Raw genomic sequence first — 20752 nt, 5'->3', positions numbered from 1 at the left:
TGCTCGGGGGGATAAGAGAGGGCAAAGCAACGCGAATGTAACCCGACTTGCGCCGACAGGGGAGGGCCTAATCGCGGACGTACGCGCATCTTCCGCTTCAAATCGGACTAAGTGCCCGAGTCACCTCGAAACTGATTGGCGTAGGGCGTTGACGTCGTGTTACGGTGCAATTAACGTCCTGAGTTAAATATTTGGCTCCATGGACGGACACACCCCGCATGAGCGATCTCAGCAGACGAGGATTCCTCCAGCTCGGCGCGGCCGCGGCCACCCTCGCCCTGGCCGGCTGCGCCGGGGGCGGAAGCTCGGGTGCCAGCCTCCAGTTCGCGTGGTGGGGCAGCACGACACGCCACACCGCGACGCAGAAGGCCATCGACGCTTTCAGGAAGAAGAAGCCCGGCGTCCAGGTCAAGACCCAGTTCTCCGGCTGGGAGGGCTACTGGGAGAAGCTGGCCACTCAGACCGCGGGCGGCAACGCCCCCGACGTGATCCAGATGGACTACTCCTATCTCGGCGAGTACGCCAGGCGCGGCAGCCTGCTGGACCTGGGCCCGTATGTCGGCAAGGGCCTGGACCTGTCCGGCTTCGATCCTGACGTGGTGGACGCCGGCAAGATCGACGGCAAGCAGTACGCCGTGAACTTCGGCATCAACTCCATGGCCCTCATCGTCAACAAGACCCTGGCGGCAGAGCGCGGGGTGGAGATCCCCGAGACCTTCACCTGGCCCGAGTACGGCGAGCTGGCCAAGAAGCTGGCGGGCAAGGGTGTCTTCGGCACCGAGGACGGTGCCCAGGACGGCGGCGCGCTGGAGAACTGGCTGCTGGAGCGGGGCAAGATGTTCTTCACCGCCGACGGCAAGCTCGCCTACGACGAGAACGACCTGAAGGAGTGGTTCACGTTCTGGGACGGCCTGCGCAAGTCGGGCGCGGCCACACCGCCGGACGTACAGGCCACCGCGCTGGGCGACGTGCAGAACAGCCTGGTCGCCACCCGCAAGGCGGTCATGGACTTCGCCTGGTCGAACCAGCTCACCGCCTACATGTCACTCACCAAGGACGAGATCGGCATCCACACCTTCCCGACGGGCGACAAGCCCGGCCAGTACTACAAGCCATCCATGCTGCTGACCGTCAGCGCTGGGAGCAAGGCCAAGGACGACGCGGTCGCCCTGGTCAACGCGCTCGTCGCGGACGCGGACGTGGCCGCCCCGCTCGGATCCGAGCGCGGCATCCCGCCCGCGAAACCGATCCGCGCCGCGCTGCGGCCCCAGGCGTCGCCGTCCGAGCAGCTGGTGTACGGCTACATCGACGCCATCAAGGACGAGATCGGCCCGCTCCCTCCACCGCAGCCGCTCGGCGCCGGTGAGCTGCACAACAAGGTGCTCACCAACATCAACCAGCAGATCGGCTTCGGCAAGCTCACGATCGATCAGGGGGTGTCCCGATTCTTCGAAGAAGCCCGACGCCTGCTCAAGTAGAGGGACGTTCGGCCTACCTGCTTCTGCTGCCGTGGTTCGCCGGTCTGCTCCTGCTGACCGGCGGGCCGATCCTGGCCTCGCTGGCGCTCTCCTTCACCGACTTCGACCTGCTCACCGCGCCGTCCTTCGTGGGCCTGGACAACTACGCCAGGATGCTCACCGACGACCCGCACTTCGTCAACGCCGTACGGGTCACACTGATCTACGTCGTCTTCTCCGTTCCGTTGTCCGGCGCGTTCGCGTTACTGGTCGCGGTGCTGCTGAACAGGCCCATGCGTGGCGTCGGGCTGTACCGCGCCGCCTACTACCTGCCGTCGCTGCTGGGCGGCAGCGTCGCGGTGGCGATCCTCTGGCGGCAGATCTTCGGGGCGGACGGCCTGATCAACGACGCCTTGCGATATTTCGGGATCGTGGGGCCGAGCTGGATCTCCACGCCCCAGTACGCGATCTACACGCTGATCGTGCTGCACGTCTGGCAGTTCGGCTCGCCGATGCTGATCTTCCTGGCCGGCTTGAAGCAGATCCCCGCCGAGCTCTACGACGCCGCCGCGGTGGACGGCGCCGGGCGGGTGCGCGCGTTCTTCCGCATCACGCTGCCCATGCTCAGCCCGATCATCTTCTTCAACCTGGTGCTGCAGACGGTGAACGCCTTCAAGGCGTTCACCCCCGCGTTCATCATCAGCGGCGGCACCGGGGGACCGGCGGACTCCACGCTGTTCTACACACTGTTCATCTACCAGGAGGGTTTCGGGAACTTCCGGATGGGTTACGCCTCCGCGCTGGCCTGGGTGCTCCTCCTGGTGACCGCGGCCTTCACCGCGCTGGCCTTCCGTTCCGCGAGGTACTGGGTGCATTATGCCGACTAGGCGCCGTCGCTGGGCCGTCCACCTGCTGGTCGTGGTGGGCGCGCTCGTCATGCTCTATCCGCTGTTCTGGCTGATCAGCTCCTCGTTCAAGCCCAACGACGAGATCTTCACCGATCCCGGGCTGGTGCCCGAGACCGTGGTCGCGGACAACTACGCCACCGGGTGGGGCGCGCTGGGAGTGCCCTTCAGCGGGTTCTTCGCGAACTCGTTCATCATCGCCGCGGCGGCCGTGGCCGGGAACGTGATGTCGTGCTCGATGGCGGCCTACGCCTTCGCCCGGCTGAGCTTCCGGTTCAGGAAGCTCTGGTTCGCGATCATGCTGATGTCGATCATGCTGCCGATCCACGTGCTGATCGTGCCGCAGTACACGCTGTTCAAGTACCTCGGCTGGGTGGACACGTTCCTGCCGCTGATCGTGCCGAAGTTCCTGGCCGTGGACGGGTTCTTCATCTTCCTGATGGTGCAGTTCATCCGGTCGCTGCCGCGCGAGCTGGACGACGCGGCCCGCATCGACGGGTGCGGGCCCATCCTCGTGTACTGGCGGATCATCCTGCCGCTGTCGCGGCCCGCGCTGATCACGACCGCCATCTTCACCTTCATCTGGACATGGGACGACTTCTTCAGCCAGCTCGTCTATCTGAGCGATGTGTCCACCTACACGGTGCCCCTCGCGCTCCGGGCGTTCCTCGACTCCAGCGGCGGCTCCAGCTGGGGCCCGATGCTCGCGATGGCGGTGCTGTCGCTGATCCCGATCCTGGGCTTCTTCCTGATCTTCCAGCGCCGCATCACCGAGGGCATCTCGACCACTGGCCTCAAGGGCTGAGGGCACGTCGGATCCGTGCCCGTCCGCGGCTGCCCGCCAACGCCTGGCGCCCCGGTGTCCGCTCGCCGGGTGACGGCCGGCGCGCGGTCCATGGCGCCGGGCTGGGCGGCCGCGGGGCTTGGGAAGGCTCAGCCCTGGGCGGCGGTGTGGTCGCCCAGCCGTCCGGCCGATGCGCACACGAGACCCCGGCGGGTCCTGAAGTAGTACGAGGTCGAGCCTTCCGGCAGGTCGGACGCCCTGTCGACGGTGCGGTGAGTCAGGCCACGCATGCCTTGTGCCACGATCAGCCTGGTCGCCACACCGGCGATGTCCTGAGCCCAGAGCCTGCCAGTCCAGGAAGTCGGCCGCGTCGTCTCGTGTGGCGCCGGCCTGAAAGAGCGTGACCGGCCGCTATTTGAGGCAGTCCTGCGCCTTCATGACGAGGGCCACAGCGAGGACCCCGTGCTTGCCCACGTTGAAGACGTAGGACGCCTTCGGGTTGCCGGGCACATTGGCGGTAGGCCCGAGCGGGCCGTTCTTCAGATCGGGATAGGCCGCCTTCACCCGCACGCTGTCGGCCCCCCTGCCGATGCCCTGAGGCGTCTTGGCCCCGGAGGGCGCGACGATCGCGGCCACGCCGCGTTTCTTCGAGATGAACACCCCTGCCCGGTCGTTGCCGTATCGCTCCTCCTTCAGGTCCCAGGTCGTGCACGTGGTCTGCGCGTCGATGGTCTTGCGGACGATCTTGCCGGTCGCCCGGGCCTTCGCGGCGGTCATCCCGAGCTTCAGGCTGCCGTACCCGAACGGTCCTAACGTGATCTTCTGCGCGGCGGTGGGGGCGGCGAGCGCCGCGGGCGTTACCACGGCCAGAGCGACCCCTCCAGCCAGCGCCGTCACCAGCGCCGACCGGCCGATCCGCAGTGCGATGGTCTTTTTCATGATCGCGACCATATACCCCCTGTAAGGAGACGCGCCCGAGTTGGCCCGGCTCGCCCGCTTGTGGCAGTGCGGGCGCGTCGCCATCACGAAGAGGTGGCCGCGTTCTACGCGGTCCACCTGATGTTGGGGTTGATGCCGCCGGTCCAGTTGAAGGTGGCCATGTTGTCCCACTGGTCGCCGGTGCCGTTGATGTTGGCCGGGTCCCAGCCGTTGCCCGAGATGGCGTACCAGGTCGGTTCCCAGTAGAAGACGCCGATCGCTCCGGCACTGCGGGCGGTGTTCTGGACCGCGGTGAAGTTGTTCGCCTGTCCCGTCCAGGTGGCCGGGTAGCCCGAGCACGGCGCCGAGCCGCCGACCACGTTCGCCTCACTGTCGGCGTTGGCCGCGGTGAACGGGTAGGCGGTCTCCGCCACGATGACCGGCTTCCCGTAGCGGGAACGCGCGTCGTTGATCACAGTGGACAGGGTGGACAGCGAGCCGTGCCACATGCAGTAGTACGACAGCGCGGTGATGTCCCATGGCACGCCCTTGGCGCGGATCCCGTCGTAGAACCAGCGCGCGTTCGCGAGGCTGTCGGCGTCCGCGGTGTGAATGATCACCTGGGTGCCGCTGCTGCACGCCTTGGTGGCGTTGTAGCCGGCCTTCAGCAGCAGGCTCAGGTTGGTGAAGTCGTTGTTGATGACCTTGCCGTCGTTCCACAGCATCCCGACGTTGATCTCGTTGCCGATCTGCACGCTGTCCGGCGTGGTGCCCTGCGCCTTCAGGCTGTTGCAGACGTCGTAGGTGTAGTTGTAGACGTCGGTCTGGAGCTGGCTGATGCCGTGGCTCGCCCACGCCGCCGGCTTGTACTGCTTGCCCGGGTCGGCCCAGGTGTCCGAATAGTGGAAGTCGATCATCAGGCCGAGGCCCTTTGCCTTGACCGTCTTGGCGTAGGCCAGGACCTTGGCCTTGTTGTTGTAGCCGCTTGCCGGGTTGTTCCAGATGCGCAGCCGGACGTAGTTGACTCCGACGCCCTTGAGGATGTCGAGCGGGTCGGCGGCTGTGCCCCCGGCGTCGTAGTACTTGGCCCCGAGGTCCAGGCTCCGCTGGAGCGAGGAGACATCGGCGCCGCGCATGGTCAGCGTCGCGGCGGCCGCGGGCGCGGGACTCAACGGTACGACCGCGAGCAGCGTCGCGAGTGTCAGTAGGAGCGTGACCCGGATCCTTCGTAAGCGGTGGACGGCCATCCCGATCTCCTTAATTTGTGTGAACGCTCACAGACGGAGAAGGCGGTGATATGCCTTAAGAATGCGCTTATGGGGGGCAGGGGAGGCCTTCTTTGTACTGTGAACGTTCACAGAATCCTTGAGCACGAGGATAAAGAAGAATCCGGCAGCGGGGAAGAGAGTGTTTCGCCCTTGTTTCGCGAGGGTTCCTGGCCACCGTGGGACGTGTGACCTAGTTGTTCCTATTTCGTGACAGATGCCCAGAATGAGTTGATCGTTTCCCTTCCCTTCTCTCACTCGATGCACACTGTTCACTCGTGCGCTCCAAAGTGTCCGCCCGAGAGCACGCCGCCTTATCGGCTGCTTATGCGCGACATAGAAGGGACTGCAGCTGATGCAGCCATTGGCAGCACGAAAGCTACTGGGCGGTTTACGGAGCCGAGGACGTCTCGCCGCGGTCGCCGCGGCCGCGGTGTTGCTGGCCGGCAGCCTCGTAACCGCGGCGCACGCCGACCCGGGACAGGCGGAACAGGATCGGGGACGGCCCAGCCCGACGCCGACCAGCTCCCAGAGCCAGCCGACGCTCACCCCCGCCGGCGGTTCGTACCTCGAGGGCACGGTGAAGGTCGCGGCGGTCCCGACCGCGGCCGGTGACAGCGTCACGAAACTCGCCATCGACGACACCGCACTCAACGCCACCCGGACGGTGGGCGTCTCCAAGCTCAGCTTCGACGTCGGCTCGAACTCGACGGAGGCGCAGTACCACAGCTACGTGCTCGTCAACGGCGGGTACCGCAGCGAGATCGGCAACTTCGTCAACGAGCGGGCGACGATCGAGATCCCGAACGAGCACCTCGTCAAGGGAGAGAACACCGTCGAGATCGTCGTCGGGACGATCCAGTCCTCATGCGGCCTCAACTACGACGACTTCGTGCTGTCCGACGTGGGCCTCGAACTCCTTGGGGAGGTCGCGGACGGCGAGGACAACCCGTACACCTTCTCCTTCGGCGACGGCAGCTGCGGCACGAACACCACGCTGCTGAAGCGCGCGACGCTCAAGTTCTTCGTCCAGGGCGACCCGCAGGGCACCACGGGCCTCACTGCGGACGTGGACACCACCACGCTGGCCAACGGCGAGCACGCCATCACCGCCACGACCGCGGCCGGCGTCGCCGTCAAGAACACCGTGACCGTGAACAACGCTCCGACCGGGGCGCCGAAGCTGCTGCCTACGGACGGCACGCTCGTGGCAGGCACCAAGCCGGTCTTCGCGACGGTCCCGGCCACGGGCGAGGGCGGCGTCAAGTCCCTCACCGTCGACGGCGCCGAACCCGCCACGAAGGCCATACTCGGCAACGGCGCCGCGAAGTTCGCCTTCGACGTGGGCGCGGACTCGATCGACGACAAGTTCGACAACTTCCTGCTGGTCAACGGCAAGCGCATCGACCTGGGCGGCTCCTGGGCGAACCAGCGGGCGACCGTCGCGATCCCGGCCCGGTTCCTGGCGCCCGGCGACAACACGATCAAGGTCGTCACCGGGGACTACAAGGAGTCCTGCGGCAACGGCCGCGACGACTTCACGATCGCGAACCTCGATCTCGCCCTGGACGGCGCCACCGTGACCGGCAAGGACATCAAGTCGTCGTACGAGATGGGCGACGGCACCTGCGGCAGCAGCCAGACCCTGCTCCGCGAGGTCGAGTTGCGCTACACGATCGACGCCCCGGCGGTGCACATCGTCGAAACGCTCGGCTCGGGCAACGCGACCCTCAGCTTCAACGTGGGCAGCAACTCGATCGAGGCGCGCTACCAGAACTTCGTGCTCGTCAACGGCCAGAAGGTCGTGCTCGACGGCGACTTCGTGAGCAAGCGCGTCGACCTCACGATCCCGGACGAGTTCCTGGTGCCCGGCTGGAACACGATCGACTTCGTGGCCGGCACCTTCCCGACGTCGTGCGGCAACAACCGCGACGACTTCGCGATCTCGAACATCGTCCTCACCCCGGCGCGGGGCACGGCATCCGGCCAGATGCTCAAGTCCTCGTACGGCATGGGCGACGGCAACTGCGGCGACAACGTGAACCCGCTCACCGAGATCGACCTCGAATTCCTCGTTGACGCTCCGGCCCGCGGCCTGCGCGCGGACCTGGACACCACGGCCATCAAGGACGGCAAGCACACCATCGCCGCGACGTCGGCCGCGGGCGAGGTCGCCACCCGCGTCCTGATCAGTGACAACTCGGCGCCGAAGGTCGCCAAGAGCGTCCCGGCCGCGGATGTGAAGATCACCGCGTCGGTCGTGCTGGACGTCAAGCTCGAGGACGCCTCCGGCGTCGTGTCCGGACCGGACGTCAAGCTCGACGGCAACCCGATCGAGCTGGGCGCCCAGGTGGGCCCCGGCCTGCACGCCGGCAAGCACACCCTCGCCGTGACCGGCGCCGACGGTCTCGGCAACACCGCGACCCGCGAGATCGTGTTCGAGTCCGCGGGCATCCCGGACGTGCCCGCCGAGCTGACCCCGGCGCTCGGGGCGGTGGACGTGTCGGATCCCGTCAAGCTCTCGGCGAAGGTGGCCGAGCCCGACGGCGGCCAGGTCACGGCCACGTTCTCCCAGGCCGAGATCCTCGCCCCGAACCAGGTCTTCCAAGGCACGGCCCAATCCGTCCCGACGACCCTGCAGGTTCCGGGCGAGATGCGCGTCAAGACAGACGAGCTCGAGCCCGCCGACGGCAAGACGCTCGACGCGCCCGCCGGCCAGGATGTCGTCTACCAGCGGTACGACGTCCAGGTACAGGGTCACGTGGACTCCCCGGTCCTGCGCTGGGAGGGCGTCATCGACCCCGAGCGCCTGGCGTCGCTGCGGGTGTGGAACACGAAGACCAAGGCGTGGGACCTCTTGACGAGCGCCCGCGGCGTCGCCGGGGGCAAGACCGCCCTCACGGCCGTCGTCGACCGGGGGTACGTCGACAAGCAGCAGGTCCACGTCATGGTAACGGGTGAGGACCCGTTCGCCGACGACATCGAGCCCGGCGACCCGAACGGCTTCGCCGACCCCGCCACCTACGACTTCTCGATCGTCCACTACACCGACACGCAGTACCTCTCCGAGGGCGCGGTGGAGCAGGAGACCCCCGAGGAGCGCGGGGTGTGGGAGTCCGGTTACTCCAAGGTCATGGACTGGATCAAGGAGAACAAGGACCAGCGCAAGATCTCGTACGTCGCCCACACCGGCGACATCATCGAGAACAACATCCGCAAGCCCGCGGACGAGGCCACGCAGAAGCAGGTCGTCGGCGAGTTCGAGCTGTCCTCGAAGCTGCAGAAGGTGCTGGACGACGCGGGCATCCCGAACGGCGTGATCGCCGGCAACCACGACAACCAGTCGGGCACCGAGGACGGGCCGGAGGCCATCTACAACAAGTACTACGGCCCCGGCCGGTACCAGAACCTGTCACAGGGCTGGGAGCACGCCAAGTACGGCGGGCCGTGGAAGGAAGGCGACAACCAGAACCACTACGACCTGTTCTCCGCAGGTGGGCTGGACTTCGTCGTGGTCGGCCTGTCGTACGGTGTGACGAGGGAGGAGGCCGAGTGGGCCGACTCCATCTTCAAGAAGTACTCCAACCGCAACGGCATCCTGCTCTCGCACGACTACCTGGTGCCGAGCACCAACCCCGACGGGCGCGGCACCGGATTCTCCGCCCCTGACGGCTCGATGCTCTACAAGACGGTGGTCGAGAAGAACCCGAACGTCTTCCTCATCCTCGCCGGGCACGAGCACGGCGTGGGCACCAACGTGAAGCCGAAGGTCGGCCAGGTCGGCAACGGCGTGGTCGAGCTCCTGGCCGACTACCAGTTCTACACGGTGTCGGCCGACCGCCTGGGGCTCACCCAGATCGGCGGGTACAACCCGCAGGACCAGCTCCAGTTCGGCGCGAGCTTCTTCCGGCTGCTGCAGTTCAACGTCAAGCGGGCGGAGCTGAGCGTGGACACCTACTCCCCGCTGCTCAACGACTTCGGCGCCACCGAGTTCGACCCGCTGCGCCGCTATGACGGGCGCGAGGACAACATGGTGCTGCCGGTCGATCTCACCTCCCGTACGACGACCTTCCAGACCGACTCGCTGGCGCTCTACAAGCCCACGCGGATCATCGGCAAGAGCACGGTCGCGTCGGGCCAGCTCGCCTCGGTGACCTGGGACCGCCTCAAGGACGACACGGCTTATGCCTGGTTCGTCACGGCACGATCCGCCGGTGGCGGCGTGACCGCCTCCGAGCCGAGCGTCTTCGTCACGAAGGACGAGCACGGAGGCCCGGGCAAGTGGGGGCCTGACTCGCCCATGTACCGCTGGTTCAACCGCTAGCCGACCGCTGCCGCCCCGGACCCGGTCCGGGGCGGCATTCACCCTCTGATCTGGAGAAACAGACATGCCCCGCAGGCACTGGCTGTTCGCCGTCGTCCTCGCCGTCATGATCGGCGGCGTGCTGGCCGACCTGGTCCACCCCGCCCCGGCGGCGGCGCACGACGCCACCACGACCGCCCACGCCGAGGTAACCGGCAAGGGCGCGAACGTCAGTGTCGTGCTCGACCTGGAGTACGACCTCCTCATGAAGTCGGCCTGGCTCTACGCGGAGGCCTATGAGGCGAAGGAGCGGACCGAACAGCTCCGCCAGCTCAAGCTCAACCGTGACGCCGTGACCGACTACGTGACGCGCCGCTTCGCCGTGGCGTACGACGACAAGCCGTGCGCGCTCACGACGGTGGGCGACGCGGACGTCCGCCTCCGCGGCAAGACGGCCTTCGCGGTGCTGACCCTCGCCTACGCCTGCCAAGGCGGGGAAGGGGGAACGCACGCGATCTCGAGCGCGTTGTTCCCCGACGCCGAGAGCTTCGTCCACAGCACGAAGACGATGGTCCGGTACGACCTCGACGGCGAGACGAGCTCCGCGGTCCTGGACGCCAGGATCCCGACCCTGCGGGTCGGCGAGCGCCCGGCATCGCATCAGGTCTGGGAGTTCTTCCTGCTCGGTACCGAGCACCTGGCGTTCGGCCTGGACCACATCCTTTTCCTGCTCGCCCTCCTCATCGGCGCGCGGCGCCTGCGCGACGTCGTCGTCACGGCCACCGCCTTCACGGCCGCCCACAGCATCACGTTCCTCCTGGCGGCGATGGGGGTCGTGGACGTGCCGGGACAGATCGTCGAACCGGTCATCGCAGCGTCGATCATCGTCGTGGCGGTCGCCAACCTCCTGGGCCGCGAAGAGGACAAATTGGGCAAATGGCGGCTGCCGATCGTCTTCGCCTTCGGCCTGGTGCACGGGCTCGGCTTCGCGGGCGCGCTCGACATCAAGGAGAGCGGGTCGTGGGAGCTGCTCCTGTCGCTCCTGAGCTTCAACGTCGGCATCGAGGCGACACAGCTCGTGATCATCGCGGTGCTCTTCCCGCTGCTCGTGCTGCTGCGCCGGACGTCCGCGGCCCGCTGGGCGGTGGCCGCGATGTCGGTCCCCATCGTGGCGGTCAGCCTGTACTGGTTCTTCGACCGCATCCCGCTGCCGCTCTGACAGGTGATGCCGGCTCTGCCGGGGCGAACGACACAACGACCTTGCTCCAGCGCCGGGCGTCGGCGGCCCCTTGAGACACCGCCACCGCGGTGCCGAGCCCGAAAACTGACGTTCGGCGTCACGGCTCGTGATCGCCAAGACGGCCGGCATCTTGTGGTGGAAGCGGCTCGATCCCGTCAACGTCAGCTCGCGGGCGCCCGCGACGTACAGCGGCCCACCCGGAGCGCCAGCCGTAGGGGCTCGTCGAACATGTCGGTCGCCGTGACCGTGGCCGCGGCACTGGCAAGAGCGACGGGGAGGAGACCGATGGGACCGGCGCCGAGATCCCATCAGCGGCCGGTGAACCGGCGGTGAGCGTGCGGTGAGCCATCGCCGCCATTGTCATTCCATCGCCGGAGCCACCGAGGATCCGGCCACGGAGTGAGGAGCGGAAATGGACGTTCTGGCTGGCAAGACCGCGCTGGTGACGGGCGCATCGCGGGGAATCGGCCGGGCGGTCGCGCTGCGGCTGGCCGCGGAGGGCGCGCTCGTCGCCGTGCACTACGGCGGCAACGACGAGGCGGCCAAGGAGACCGTGGCGCGGATCGAGGAAGCGGGCGGCCAGGCATTCACTGTCCGGGCGCGGTTCGGCGAGGCCGGTGCGGTGGACCAGCTGTTCGGGGGGCTGACCGCCGGCCTGGCGGGACGCGGGCTGGACATCCTGGTGAACAACGCGGGCATCGCCTCGGTCAACCCGATCTCGCAAGTCACCCCGGAGGAGCTAGACCGGCTGCTGGCGATCAACGTCACCACGCCGTTCTTCGTGATCCAGCGTGCGCTGCCGCTGCTGAACGACGGCGGCCGCATCGTCAACATGGGTTCGACGGCCAGCCGGTTCGCGGTCACCATACAGATCGGTTACACCATCAGCAAGGCAGCGCTGGAGTCGATGGCCCCGTCGCTGGCCAACGAGCTCGGCCGGCGCGGCATCACGGTGAACACGGTCGCACCGGGCGCGGTGCGGACCGACATGACCGCGGGCTACAGCTCCATCCCCGAGGTGGTGGCCGGGCTGGAGGCGATGACCGCGCTCGGGCGGCTCGGCGAGCCCGAGGACGTCGCCGACGTCGTCGGCTTCCTGGCGGGCCCGCAGGGGCGGTGGGTGACCGGCCAGACGATCGACGTGTCCGGCGGGACCTACCTGGGCCCGATCGCCCACGCGTGATCCTCGCCGGTGGATAATCACCGGCATGCGGTTTGCAATCCTGGGCGAAACCCGGGCGTGGCGTGACGACGGGGCGGAGGTTCCGCTGGGCGGCCCGGCCCGCCGTGCGCTGCTGGCCCTCATGCTGGTCCGTCCGGGCGAGGTCGTGTCGGCCGACCGGCTGGCCGACGAGATCGACCCGGACGGGGCGCTGTCGGCGCACGCGCTGCAGTCCCAGGTTTCTCGGCTGCGCACGGCGCTGGGCTCTGCGTCCCTGATCGAGCGGGCCGGGGCGGGCTACCGCGTCGTGGTCGACGACGATGACGTGGACGCCTGCCGGTTCGAGCGGCTGGCCCAGGAGGGCCGGGCCGCGCTGCGCGACGGCGACGCCGAGCGGGCGGTCGCGCTGCTGCGCGAGGCGCTGGAGCTGTGGCGGGGGCCGGCACTGGCCGGCCTGGGCGAGAGCCGGACCGCTCAGTCCGCCGCCGTACGGCTGGAGGAGCGCCGGCTCGGGGCCCTCGAGGATCGGATCGAGGGCGAGCTCCGGCTGGGCGAGCATCGTGCGGCCGTGGCGGAGCTGCGCGAGCTGGTCGGCCGCCATCCGCTCAGGGAACGGCTGGCGGGGCTGCTGATGCGGGCGCTGTTCGCCGAGGGCGGGCAGGCCGAAGCGCTGGTGGTGTTCGAGGAGACCAGGCGGCACCTGGCCGACGAGCTGGGCGCCGATCCGTCGGCCGAGCTGGTCGCGCTCCACCGGGAGCTGCTGAGCGCCGATCCGTCGCCGTCCCCCACCGCGCCGCCCGCCCAGCTGACGTCCTTCGTCGGCCGCGCCGAGGAGGTGGCCGAGGTCGCCGAACTGCTGCGCGTGGCCCGGCTGGTCACGCTGGCCGGTCCGGGCGGGGTCGGCAAGACCCGGCTGTCGGTCGAGGTGGCCGGTGTCGCCGCGGACGATGTGTGCTTCGTGGAGCTGGCGCCGTTACGTGATGGCGGCGCGCTGGCGCAGGTGCTGCTGGGCGCGCTGGGCTTGCGCGAGAACGGGCTCCAGCTGGGGGACGGCGGGCAGAAGCCGCTCGATCGCCTGGTCGGGGCACTGTCGGACCGGCTGCTCCTGCTGGTCCTGGACAACTGCGAGCACCTGGTCGAAGAGGTCGCCGCGCTGGTGGCGCGGCTGCTGGCGGCCTGCCCGCGGCTGCGTGTCCTGGCGACGAGCCGGGAGCCGCTCGGCATCATCGGGGAGAACTTCTGGCAGGTACGGCCGCTCGACGACGAGGCGGCCGTACGGCTGTTCACCGATCGGGCCCGAGCCGTGCGGCGCGGGTTCGCGGCCGACTCCCAGATCGTACGGCGGGTCTGCGCGGCACTCGACGACCTGCCGCTGGCCATCGAGCTGGCGGCGGCCCGGCTGCGCACGCTGGACATCGACGACCTCGCGGGACGGCTCGACGACCGGCTCGCCGTCGCGGCCCGCGGCAGCCGTACGACCGATGAGCGGCACCGGACGCTGCGCTCGGTGGTCGCGTGGAGCTGGGAGCTGCTGTCCGAGCCCGAGCAGCGGGCCGCGCGGCGGTTCACGGTCTTCGCCGGGGGCGCGACGGCGGAGTCCGCCGTGCGGGTGTGCGGCACCGACGCCGAGACACTGGAGTCGCTGGCCGACAAGTCACTCCTCGAGGTCGCGGGGGGCCGCTACCGCATGCTGGAGACGATCCGCGCGTACGGCGCCGAACGGCTCGACGCGGCGGGCGAACGCGACTCGGCCCGGCGCGCCCACGCCCGGCACGTCCTGGAGCTGGTGCGGATGGCCGACCCGCATCTGCGGCGGGCCGAGCAGCTGGAGTGGCTGGCGGTCCTGGCGGCCGAGCACGCCGACCTGCTGGCGGCCGTGCGCTGGGCGGTCGAGGGGCGGGAGGTGGAGACGGCGCTGGAACTGCTCGCCTCGGCCTCGACGTACCTGTGGATCCGAGGCGCGGCCGCCTCGGTGGCGCCGCAGGCGATCGCGCTGCTTGATTCATTGAACTCGCTGGACTCCGTGGGGTCTGTGGACTCCGGGAGCCGCGCGCTCCCGGCCGGGCTCGGCGAGGAGTACGCGGCGTGCGTCCTGCTGGCCGCGTCCGGCGAGGACGGGCGGCCGGTGTGGCAGCGGCACCGCGCGCAGGCCGGCAAGGCGCTGGCCGCCGCGTGGTCAGGTGCCGAGCCGGGCCGCTATCCGGCCGTCCTACTGCCGTGGATGATGTGGAACGCGAGCGAGGCCGACCCGCACGGCGCGTTCGCGCTCGTCTCGTCCCAGCGCGACCGCTCAGAGCCGTGGGTACGGGCGGTCGCCGAGTACGTGTGGGGATTCGGGCTCCTCGGTGAGGGTGACATCGCGGCGGCGGAGCGTGGCTTCGGCGCGGCCGCCGAGGGATTCCGCTCGCTCGGAGACCGGTGGGGCACCGCGCTGGCGTTGGACACGCTCGCGAGTCTGGCGGGCACGCACGGTAATCGCGCGACGGCCATCGCGCTCACCGATGAGGCGCTCTCCCTCGCCGAGCAGCTCGGCGCCCTGGAGGACAGCGCCGACCTGCTGGTCAACCGGGGCGATCACCTTGCCGGCGACGACGCGGCGGCGGCCCGCGCCGACTATGCCAAGGCCGCCGACCTCGCCCGCCGCGCCGGCAGCGCCACCACCCTGGCGGCCGCCTTCCGCGGCCTCGGTGACATCGCCCTGCTGGAGCAGGACCTTACCGAGGCGGAGCGGCTGTATGCGAATGCTCTTGAACGGATCGACCCGTACTGGATCAAAAGCCTCGGCAACCGGGTGCGCGCGCTCGCCGGGCTCGGTCGCGTCGCCGAGGCGCGCGGCGACCACGCCGCGGCTCGGTCGCGATACCGGGAGATCGTCGAGTCGGCTGCCGTGATCGGCGCCTCCACCCCGGACGCGCTCCGCCTGATGGGCCTGCCCGAAAGCCTCGTCGAGGCGGTGATTCTGCTGCGGTGAGCTCCGCCGGGGCAGCCATCGAATAGGTTTTGGTCATGGGCCACCGCGAGGAAGATCCGCACCCCGCCGGCGCCGGCTACACCCCCATGGTCGCTCCGGAGCAGGCCGAGCTCATCCGCCGCTGGCACGAGCGGGCCTACCAGGCCGCCAGGGCCGAGGCCGTCACCGAGCAGACTTTCACCTATCTGGGCAGGACCGTGGTAGTCCCGCCGCAGGTGCAGCCGATCACCGGGATGTCGCATCTGCTGGGCGAGGCCGTCCTGGCCGAGGTGCGGGCGGGAGACCGTGTCCTGGACATGGGCACCGGCAGCGGCGTCAACGCCATATTGGCCGCCTCGACCGCGAAACAGGTGCTGGCGGTCGACATCAACCCCGTAGCCGTCGAGGCCGCACGCGGCAATGCCGAGCGCAACGGCGTCGCCGACCGGGTCGAGGTCAGGCTCAGTGACGTGTTCGGCGACGTCGACGGGCGGTTCGACCTGATCGTCTTTGATCCGCCGTTCCGCTGGTTCTCCCCGCGCGATCTGCTCGAGGCCGCCACCACCGACGAGAACTACCGGGCCATGACGTCCTTCTTCCGCCAGGCCAGAGAGCATCTCACCCCGGCGGGCAGAATGCTGATCTCCTTCGGCAGCTCCGGAGACCTGCTGTACCTCAGACATCTGATGGACGAGCAGGGCTTCGCCGTAGAGGTCGTCGCCCAGCAGGACCTGGCCAAGGACGGCCAGTCGGTCAGTTACTTCACCTTCCGCCTGACCTGACCCATGACCTATGGGCGCAGATCAGCAATCAGTCCCCTCCCGAGATGGAAGCCCGCATGACCGTCACTCCCGCACAATTGCGCGCCCTCGCGAGCCGCGCCGAGACACTCACCGCCGAGGTCCGGGAACTCTGCGGCAGCGTCCCGGCCGGATCTCCCGAACGCGATCACCTTGGGGCCGCCTGGCATGCCGCGGACTGGCTCGCCAGAGGCGCCGAGGACCTGCAGCACGCGGCCGAAGACCTGGCCAGGCTCAGGTCCCAGCCGGTGTGCGGCATCGGCTGGGGCGTCTGCCCCGAGCACGGCAACACGCTGTCCTCCCGCGCCGGCGTCTCCACGTGCCGGGTGTGCCGCCTCGAGTGGAACTATGACCGGCTCGGCCAGCCGTGCCGCGAGCCGGTGACCTGGAAGGTGACCGACCCGGCCGGGACGGAGACGAAAATGTGCGACGGGCACGTGCTGGGCGCCCGCGCGGCCATGGGGAGCGCCACCTTCACACGCGTCGACGCAGGGGCCGAGCAGTGGTGATCGCTTGATCGCGCGGGGAGATCGCCACGGGCGGTCCAGCCCATGATCGACCTCCCCAGGTCGTCGCCACCCTCAGGTGAGAGCCTGGCGGTGCAGGCGGGCGGCCTTGGCCATGTTCCAGCCCAGCACTCCGGCGACCTCGCCGCCGAGGCGGTACAGGGCGACGAAGCGGTTCTGCTCGGGATCGCCCTCCACGACCTCGACCTCGGCGTCGCGAGAAAGGAAGCCGTGGGCCTGGATCTTGACGTCGTACTGGTCGGTCCAGAAGTAGGGGATGGGCGTGTAGGCGCGCTCCTCGCCGAGGATGTTGGCCGCCACGACCTGGGCCTGCTCGACGGCGTTGGTCCGGTTCTCCAGCCGTAGCCTGCGGTCGAGCGTCTCATGGTGCCAGGAGGCCAGGTCGCCCACGGCGTAGACGCCGTCGGCGGCGCGCAGCCGGGCGTCACACTCCACGCCGTCGCCCACCGGCAGCCCGCTGCCGTCGAGCCAGGCGGTCGCCGGGCGGGAGCCGATCGCCACCACCACCGCATCGGCCGGCAGCAGTTCGCCGGAGGCCAGGCGCACCCCTGTGACCCGGCCGCCCTCGGAGGCCAGGCTCTCGACCCCCACACCGAGCCGCAGCCGGACGCCGCGCTCGGCGTGCAGCCGGGTGAGCAGCGTGGCGGCCGGGTCGCCGATCAGGTCGGCCAGGACGGCGCGGCCGAGGCCGACGAGGGTGACGTCGAGGCCCATCTCGCGCGCGGTGGCGGCGACCTCGGCGCCCAGCACGCCCTCGCCCACGACCACGAGCCGGGGGCCGTCGAGCAGATGGGCCCGCAGGGCGAGCGCGTCGTCCAGGGTGCGCAGCACGTGCACGCCCGCCAGCCCGTCCTGGCCGGGGAGCCGGGACGGGGTGAGCCCGGTGGCCAGGACCACGGCCTCAGCGCGCAGGGTCCGCCCGGACGCGGTCACCACCTCGTGCGCCGCGGCAGCCGCGCTCGCCACCTGGCCCGCCGCCGGGGCCAGCCGTACCGCCGGATCTCCCAGGACGAACTCGGCGCCCAGCTCGGCGAGCTGGGCCTCGGCCCGCAGGTGCGCCCGCTCGCTCTGCCACGCCCCGGACAGGACCTGCTTGGACAGGGGTGGCCGGTCGTAGGGCGGGTGTGGTTCGGCGCCGAGCAGGGTCAGGCCGCCTTGGTGGCCCTTGCGGCGCAGCGCCTCCGCGACGGCCAGGCCGCCGGCGGAGGCACCCACGATCAGGACGTCGGTCAAGGGGTCACTCCTCCACGGTGATCGCGGCGCCCGGGCAGACGCTGGCGGACTCGCGGACCGCGGCGTGGTGCTCCGCGGCGGGGGAGGCGTCCAGCAGGATCACGATGCCGTCGTCCTCGCCCTGGTCGAACACCTCGGGAGCGAGCAGCACGCACTGTCCCGCGCCGCAGCACTTGTCGGCGTCAACGGTGATGTTCATCAAGGTTCCCTTCAATTACCAGGTGACCGGGACCTGCTCCAGGCCGCCGACGAGGAGCCCTTCGCGGCGGGAGAGCTCCTCGGCGGGCACGGCCAGTTCCAGCGTGGGGAGCCGGTCGAGCAGCACCTTGAGCACGGTCTGCAGCTCGGTGCGCGCCAGCGACTGGCCGAGGCAGGCGTACGGGCCGGCGCCGAAGATCAGGTGCGGGTTGGGGGAGCGGGTCAGGTCCATCTCGGCGGCGTCCTCGAACTCGCCCTCGTCCCGGTTGGCCGCCGACAGGCTGCAGATGACGGTGGTGCCCTTCGGCAGCGTGGTGTCGGCGACCTCCACCTCTTCGCTGATGTAGCGGGGGATTCCGAAGCCGAAGTTGGTGTCGTAGCGCAGGCACTCCTCGACCGCCGGGCGGATCAGCGTGCGGTCGGCCACCAGCCGCTCCCAGCGGGTGCGGTCGGCCAGCAGCATCGCGACCATCTTGCCGATCATGTTGGCGGTGGTCTCGTGCCCGGCGACCAGCAGTCCCTGGGCGGTCATCAGCATGACCTCCTCGGTGACCTTGCCGTCGAGCGCGCCGACCATCGAGATCAGCTCGCTGATCAGGTCGTCGCCCGGCTCGGCGCGCTTGGCCGCCACGTGGGCGCGCATGTACTCGGTGAACTCGGCCTGGGCGGCGTCGATCTCGTCCTGCGTGTACTTGGTCAGGCTGAGCAGCGTGTCGGACCAGTACGCGAACCTGTCGCGGTCGGAGTCGGGCACGCCGAGCAGGTCGCAGATCACCCATACCGGCAGCGGGAAGCCGAGGGCCGTGACCAGGTCCACGGGGGAGCCCTGCTTGACCATCTCGTCCACCAGGTGTTCGGCCATCGCCTCGATCCTGGGCTGCATGGTCGACACCCGCTTGGCGGTGAACGCCTTGCCGATCAGCTTGCGCCACTCCCGGTGGGTGTCGTCGCTCACGCGCGAGCCGCCGCCGTTGCCGAACACGCCGCCGGACTCGTTCGAGGTGACGTTGGCGGCGTCCTCGGCGACCAGGTGGTGGGTGAAGCGGGGGTCCGACAGCAGCTGCTTCACATCGGCGTACCGCGTGAGCAGCAGCGCCTGGTCGCCGCTGGCCAGCCGGATCGGCGCCACGGGACAGCCCTGACGCAGCTCGGCCCACTCCTGCGGCGGCTCCAGAGCGCTGGGCGCGGGGAACGGATACGGCGGTACCTGCTGAGTGGTGTCGCTCACACTTCCTCCAAAGTCATACAGAACCGGGGGTTGAGCTGCGCTGAGCGGCCGGGCGACCGGCGCCAACCGGACAAGATTGTCCGGTAACACCGTAGCTTGCTCTTCTGGCAGATGTCGAGTAAAGGGAAAGTCAATGTCAGAAGAGCGGACTTTGATGTCCGGTTGCTATCGTTGCCACCATGCCTGACACGCGCCGGACGAACAGAGGCCCCGGTGCCGCGGCGCAGAACCGGGCGGCGCTGATCGCGGCGGCTCGCGAGGTGTTCGCCACCGCCGGTTACGACGCGCCGCTCAGCATGGTCGCCCGCGCGGCGGGGGTCGGTCAGGGCAGCCTCTACCGGCACTTCCCCGACCGCATCAGCCTCGCGATGGCCGCCTTCGAGGACGCCGTCGCCGAGGTGGAGGCGCTGGCGGCCGAGCCCGGCGCCACGCTCGACGACGTCCTGGCCCTGATCATCGAGCAGACCATCGCCTCGACCGCGTTCATCGACATGGTCAGCGTGTCCCCCGCGGACCCCCGGATCATCGCGGTGCACCACCGCGTGGCCGACGTGCTCGCCGGCAAGCTCACCGAGGCCCGGCGCGCCGGGCGCGTCCGCGCCGACCTCACGGCCGAGGACGTGGTCCTGGCCGTGGGCATGCTCGCCGCGGTCATCGCCAAGAGGCCGGCGCCCGCCCGGCGCGTCGCCGCCGCACGCGCGTGGACACTGCTGCGCCGGGGCCTGAACGCCTGATCACCGCCCTGATAGGTTCAGGCGCAGATAGCGGTCGTCGGCGTGCTCTACGCGTAGTACGAGGCACCGGCCGAGGGCGTCACCTCCGGCGACGTGCTGCGCGCCGAGGCCGAAGGGACGCTATGCCGACGTCGCCGGGCCCGAGCCGCAGGACCTGGTGGACATGGCCCGGCGCACCAACCAGGCGCTCGGCCGTGAGGTGAAGCTCGTGCCGACCTGGTCGGGGCTGTTCGGCACGGGGATGGCCGGCGACGTGCTGCTGCCCGGCGAGGGAGCCCGCATCGCACCGACCACCTTCGACGAGTGGCCGGCCGGTCAGCGATAGAGCGGCCGGGGCCATCAGGGCCGTCGCGACCCGCAACGCCCAGTCGCCGCCGTGACCGGGCCGCGCACCATCAAGGGTCGGGGGTCACGGGCGCCAACCACACCCCGACGAGCGCGTCGATCAGCCCGGTCGCGGCGTCGTGCCAGCTGGAGCGCGGTGTGGGGGTGCCTTCGGCGAGAGCGCGTTCGCGCTCGGCGCACATGTGCGTGATCAGCTGACGTGCCATGTCGCTGCGCTCGGCACGCACTTCGGCCGGCAGTTCCGGCAGGCACCGGTGAAATCCCTCGAGAGTCCGTCGCAGCGAGGGGGAGGAGCGAGTCTCCTCAGCCATGATCGCGCGCAGCGCGGGGTCGGTCACCACCTGGGCGACGAAGCGGGCGTACCAGGTCGGCGAGCCCTGGGCGTCCAGATGCTCGGTGACCGGGCGCACGAGGCAGGCGGCCCAGTCACGCACGTCGGCGGAGTCGCCGAGGTCGGCCAGCATCCGCTCGCGTATCCGCTCGATCGGCTCGCCGTGTTTGCGGGCGATCGCGCGTACCAGGTGGGTCTTGGTCCCGAAGTGGTAGCCGACCGCCGCGTTGTTGCCCTGCCCGGCGGCCTCGCTGACCTGCCTGTTGGACACGGCGAACACCCCATGCTCGGCGAACAGCCGCTCCGCCGCCGTCAGGATCCGCTCGCGGGTCACACTGACCCGCTCGGCCCGATCGGTCTTGCCTGTCATCG

18 protein-coding genes are annotated in these 20752 nt (G+C 69.6%); 11 read left to right on the top strand and 7 right to left on the bottom strand.

The window, feature by feature from the left end; translation table 11 throughout:
* Nucleotides 1-218: 218 nt before the first annotated feature.
* The 3 genes from ACQPWU_RS33010 to ACQPWU_RS33000 are packed head-to-tail and all read left to right on the top strand — an operon-like array spanning nt 219 to nt 3167.
* Complete coding sequence (locus ACQPWU_RS33010; RefSeq protein ID WP_433428655.1) at nt 219-1478, top strand: ABC transporter substrate-binding protein; 1260 nt, start codon at nt 219-221, stop codon at nt 1476-1478.
* Entirely contained in the window at nt 1445-2344 is a 900-nt protein-coding gene (locus tag ACQPWU_RS33005) for a carbohydrate ABC transporter permease (RefSeq protein ID WP_360694265.1), read from the top strand. The genes ACQPWU_RS33010 and ACQPWU_RS33005 overlap by 34 nt, the downstream gene beginning before the upstream one ends.
* On the top strand, nt 2334-3167 hold the full coding sequence (locus ACQPWU_RS33000; RefSeq protein WP_433428652.1) for a carbohydrate ABC transporter permease: 834 nt from the start codon (nt 2334-2336) through the stop codon (nt 3165-3167). Before ACQPWU_RS33005 ends, ACQPWU_RS33000 begins: the two co-directional genes overlap by 11 nt.
* Nucleotides 3168-3295: 128 nt before the next feature.
* On the opposite strand, the gene ACQPWU_RS32995 is transcribed toward ACQPWU_RS33000, so the two are convergent.
* The 3 genes from ACQPWU_RS32995 to ACQPWU_RS32985 all read right to left on the bottom strand — a co-directional run bounded on the left by ACQPWU_RS32995 (nt 3296) and on the right by ACQPWU_RS32985 (nt 5311).
* Nucleotides 3296-3436 (bottom strand): hypothetical protein, encoded by a 141-nt coding sequence (locus ACQPWU_RS32995; protein ID WP_433428650.1) that lies wholly within the window; start codon nt 3434-3436, stop codon nt 3296-3298.
* 121 nt (nt 3437-3557) lie between these two features.
* On the bottom strand, nt 3558-4085 hold the full coding sequence (locus ACQPWU_RS32990; RefSeq protein WP_433428648.1) for a hypothetical protein: 528 nt from the start codon (nt 4083-4085) through the stop codon (nt 3558-3560).
* Nucleotides 4086-4189: 104 nt separating this feature from the next.
* Nucleotides 4190-5311 (bottom strand): glycoside hydrolase family 53 protein, encoded by a 1122-nt coding sequence (locus ACQPWU_RS32985; protein ID WP_433428646.1) that lies wholly within the window; start codon nt 5309-5311, stop codon nt 4190-4192.
* Nucleotides 5312-5684: 373 nt separating this feature from the next.
* On the opposite strand from ACQPWU_RS32985, the gene ACQPWU_RS32980 reads away from it, so the two are divergent.
* The 6 genes from ACQPWU_RS32980 (at nt 5685) to ACQPWU_RS32955 (ending at nt 16293) form a co-directional block, all read left to right on the top strand.
* Nucleotides 5685-9653, top strand: coding sequence for a metallophosphoesterase (locus ACQPWU_RS32980; RefSeq protein ID WP_433428643.1), 3969 nt, complete (start codon nt 5685-5687; stop codon nt 9651-9653).
* Between the two features lie 64 nt (nt 9654-9717).
* Nucleotides 9718-10851 carry a HupE/UreJ family protein gene (locus ACQPWU_RS32975; protein WP_433428639.1) on the top strand — a complete coding sequence of 378 codons (1134 nt, stop codon included), beginning with the start codon at nt 9718-9720 and terminating at the stop codon, nt 10849-10851.
* Nucleotides 10852-11284: 433 nt separating this feature from the next.
* Nucleotides 11285-12055: an SDR family NAD(P)-dependent oxidoreductase gene (locus ACQPWU_RS32970; protein WP_433428637.1), complete on the top strand. Its 771-nt coding sequence runs from the start codon at nt 11285-11287 to the stop codon at nt 12053-12055.
* A gap of 25 nt (nt 12056-12080) precedes the next feature.
* Entirely contained in the window at nt 12081-15005 is a 2925-nt protein-coding gene (locus ACQPWU_RS32965) for a BTAD domain-containing putative transcriptional regulator (RefSeq protein ID WP_433428635.1), read from the top strand.
* 35 nt (nt 15006-15040) lie between these two features.
* A complete protein-coding gene (locus ACQPWU_RS32960) occupies nt 15041-15766 on the top strand; it encodes a methyltransferase (protein WP_433428634.1) in 726 nt (241 codons plus the stop codon).
* A 56-nt stretch (nt 15767-15822) separates the two neighbouring features.
* On the top strand, nt 15823-16293 hold the full coding sequence (locus ACQPWU_RS32955) for a hypothetical protein (protein WP_433428631.1): 471 nt from the start codon (nt 15823-15825) through the stop codon (nt 16291-16293).
* A 72-nt stretch (nt 16294-16365) separates the two neighbouring features.
* Here the strand turns inward: ACQPWU_RS32955 and ACQPWU_RS32950 are convergent, their stop codons facing one another.
* From ACQPWU_RS32950 to ACQPWU_RS32940, 3 genes are read right to left on the bottom strand one after another with little or no spacing between them, the layout of a single operon-like run.
* Nucleotides 16366-17544 (bottom strand): NAD(P)/FAD-dependent oxidoreductase, encoded by a 1179-nt coding sequence (locus ACQPWU_RS32950; protein WP_433428630.1) that lies wholly within the window; start codon nt 17542-17544, stop codon nt 16366-16368.
* Between the two features lie 4 nt (nt 17545-17548).
* A complete protein-coding gene (locus ACQPWU_RS32945) occupies nt 17549-17743 on the bottom strand; it encodes a ferredoxin (protein ID WP_433428627.1) in 195 nt (64 codons plus the stop codon).
* Nucleotides 17744-17758: 15 nt separating this feature from the next.
* Complete coding sequence (locus ACQPWU_RS32940; RefSeq protein WP_433428625.1) at nt 17759-18970, bottom strand: cytochrome P450; 1212 nt, start codon at nt 18968-18970, stop codon at nt 17759-17761.
* A gap of 179 nt (nt 18971-19149) precedes the next feature.
* Between ACQPWU_RS32940 and ACQPWU_RS32935 the strand changes: the two genes are divergently transcribed.
* Both ACQPWU_RS32935 and ACQPWU_RS32930 read left to right on the top strand, forming a co-directional pair.
* Nucleotides 19150-19704, top strand: coding sequence for a TetR/AcrR family transcriptional regulator (locus ACQPWU_RS32935; RefSeq protein ID WP_433428622.1), 555 nt, complete (start codon nt 19150-19152; stop codon nt 19702-19704).
* Between the two features lie 163 nt (nt 19705-19867).
* The gene (locus ACQPWU_RS32930; protein ID WP_433428619.1) at nt 19868-20029 is read left to right on the top strand and encodes a hypothetical protein; all 162 of its coding nucleotides are present in this window, start codon (nt 19868-19870) and stop codon (nt 20027-20029) included.
* A gap of 70 nt (nt 20030-20099) precedes the next feature.
* On the opposite strand, the gene ACQPWU_RS32925 is transcribed toward ACQPWU_RS32930, so the two are convergent.
* Nucleotides 20100-20750, bottom strand: a complete 651-nt coding sequence (locus tag ACQPWU_RS32925) for a TetR/AcrR family transcriptional regulator (RefSeq protein ID WP_433428617.1) — start codon at nt 20748-20750, stop codon at nt 20100-20102.
* Nucleotides 20751-20752: the final 2 nt, after the last annotated feature.

Origin of the sequence: Nonomuraea sp. CA-141351, from assembly GCF_050944675.1 — a bacterium.
GTDB lineage: Bacteria > Actinomycetota > Actinomycetes > Streptosporangiales > Streptosporangiaceae > Nonomuraea.
This window is presented reverse-complemented; position numbering and strand designations above follow the sequence as displayed.

What these genes read in the sequence shown, in the direction of transcription:
- ACQPWU_RS33010 (WP_433428655.1), top strand. Translation starts at nt 219, where the DNA reads ATGAGCGATCTCAGCAGACGAGGATTCCTCCAGCTCGGCGCGGCCGCG.
- ACQPWU_RS33000 (WP_433428652.1), top strand. Translation starts at nt 2,334, where the DNA reads ATGCCGACTAGGCGCCGTCGCTGGGCCGTCCACCTGCTGGTCGTGGTG.
- ACQPWU_RS32995 (WP_433428650.1), bottom strand. Translation starts at nt 3,436, where the DNA reads ATGCGTGGCCTGACTCACCGCACCGTCGACAGGGCGTCCGACCTGCCG.
- ACQPWU_RS32990 (WP_433428648.1), bottom strand. Translation starts at nt 4,085, where the DNA reads ATGAAAAAGACCATCGCACTGCGGATCGGCCGGTCGGCGCTGGTGACG.
- ACQPWU_RS32985 (WP_433428646.1), bottom strand. Translation starts at nt 5,311, where the DNA reads ATGGCCGTCCACCGCTTACGAAGGATCCGGGTCACGCTCCTACTGACA.
- ACQPWU_RS32980 (WP_433428643.1), top strand. Translation starts at nt 5,685, where the DNA reads ATGCAGCCATTGGCAGCACGAAAGCTACTGGGCGGTTTACGGAGCCGA.
- ACQPWU_RS32975 (WP_433428639.1), top strand. Translation starts at nt 9,718, where the DNA reads ATGCCCCGCAGGCACTGGCTGTTCGCCGTCGTCCTCGCCGTCATGATC.
- ACQPWU_RS32970 (WP_433428637.1), top strand. Translation starts at nt 11,285, where the DNA reads ATGGACGTTCTGGCTGGCAAGACCGCGCTGGTGACGGGCGCATCGCGG.
- ACQPWU_RS32965 (WP_433428635.1), top strand. Translation starts at nt 12,081, where the DNA reads ATGCGGTTTGCAATCCTGGGCGAAACCCGGGCGTGGCGTGACGACGGG.
- ACQPWU_RS32960 (WP_433428634.1), top strand. Translation starts at nt 15,041, where the DNA reads ATGGGCCACCGCGAGGAAGATCCGCACCCCGCCGGCGCCGGCTACACC.
- ACQPWU_RS32955 (WP_433428631.1), top strand. Translation starts at nt 15,823, where the DNA reads ATGACCGTCACTCCCGCACAATTGCGCGCCCTCGCGAGCCGCGCCGAG.
- ACQPWU_RS32945 (WP_433428627.1), bottom strand. Translation starts at nt 17,743, where the DNA reads ATGAACATCACCGTTGACGCCGACAAGTGCTGCGGCGCGGGACAGTGC.
- ACQPWU_RS32935 (WP_433428622.1), top strand. Translation starts at nt 19,150, where the DNA reads ATGCCTGACACGCGCCGGACGAACAGAGGCCCCGGTGCCGCGGCGCAG.
- ACQPWU_RS32930 (WP_433428619.1), top strand. Translation starts at nt 19,868, where the DNA reads ATGGCCCGGCGCACCAACCAGGCGCTCGGCCGTGAGGTGAAGCTCGTG.
- ACQPWU_RS32925 (WP_433428617.1), bottom strand. Translation starts at nt 20,750, where the DNA reads ATGACAGGCAAGACCGATCGGGCCGAGCGGGTCAGTGTGACCCGCGAG.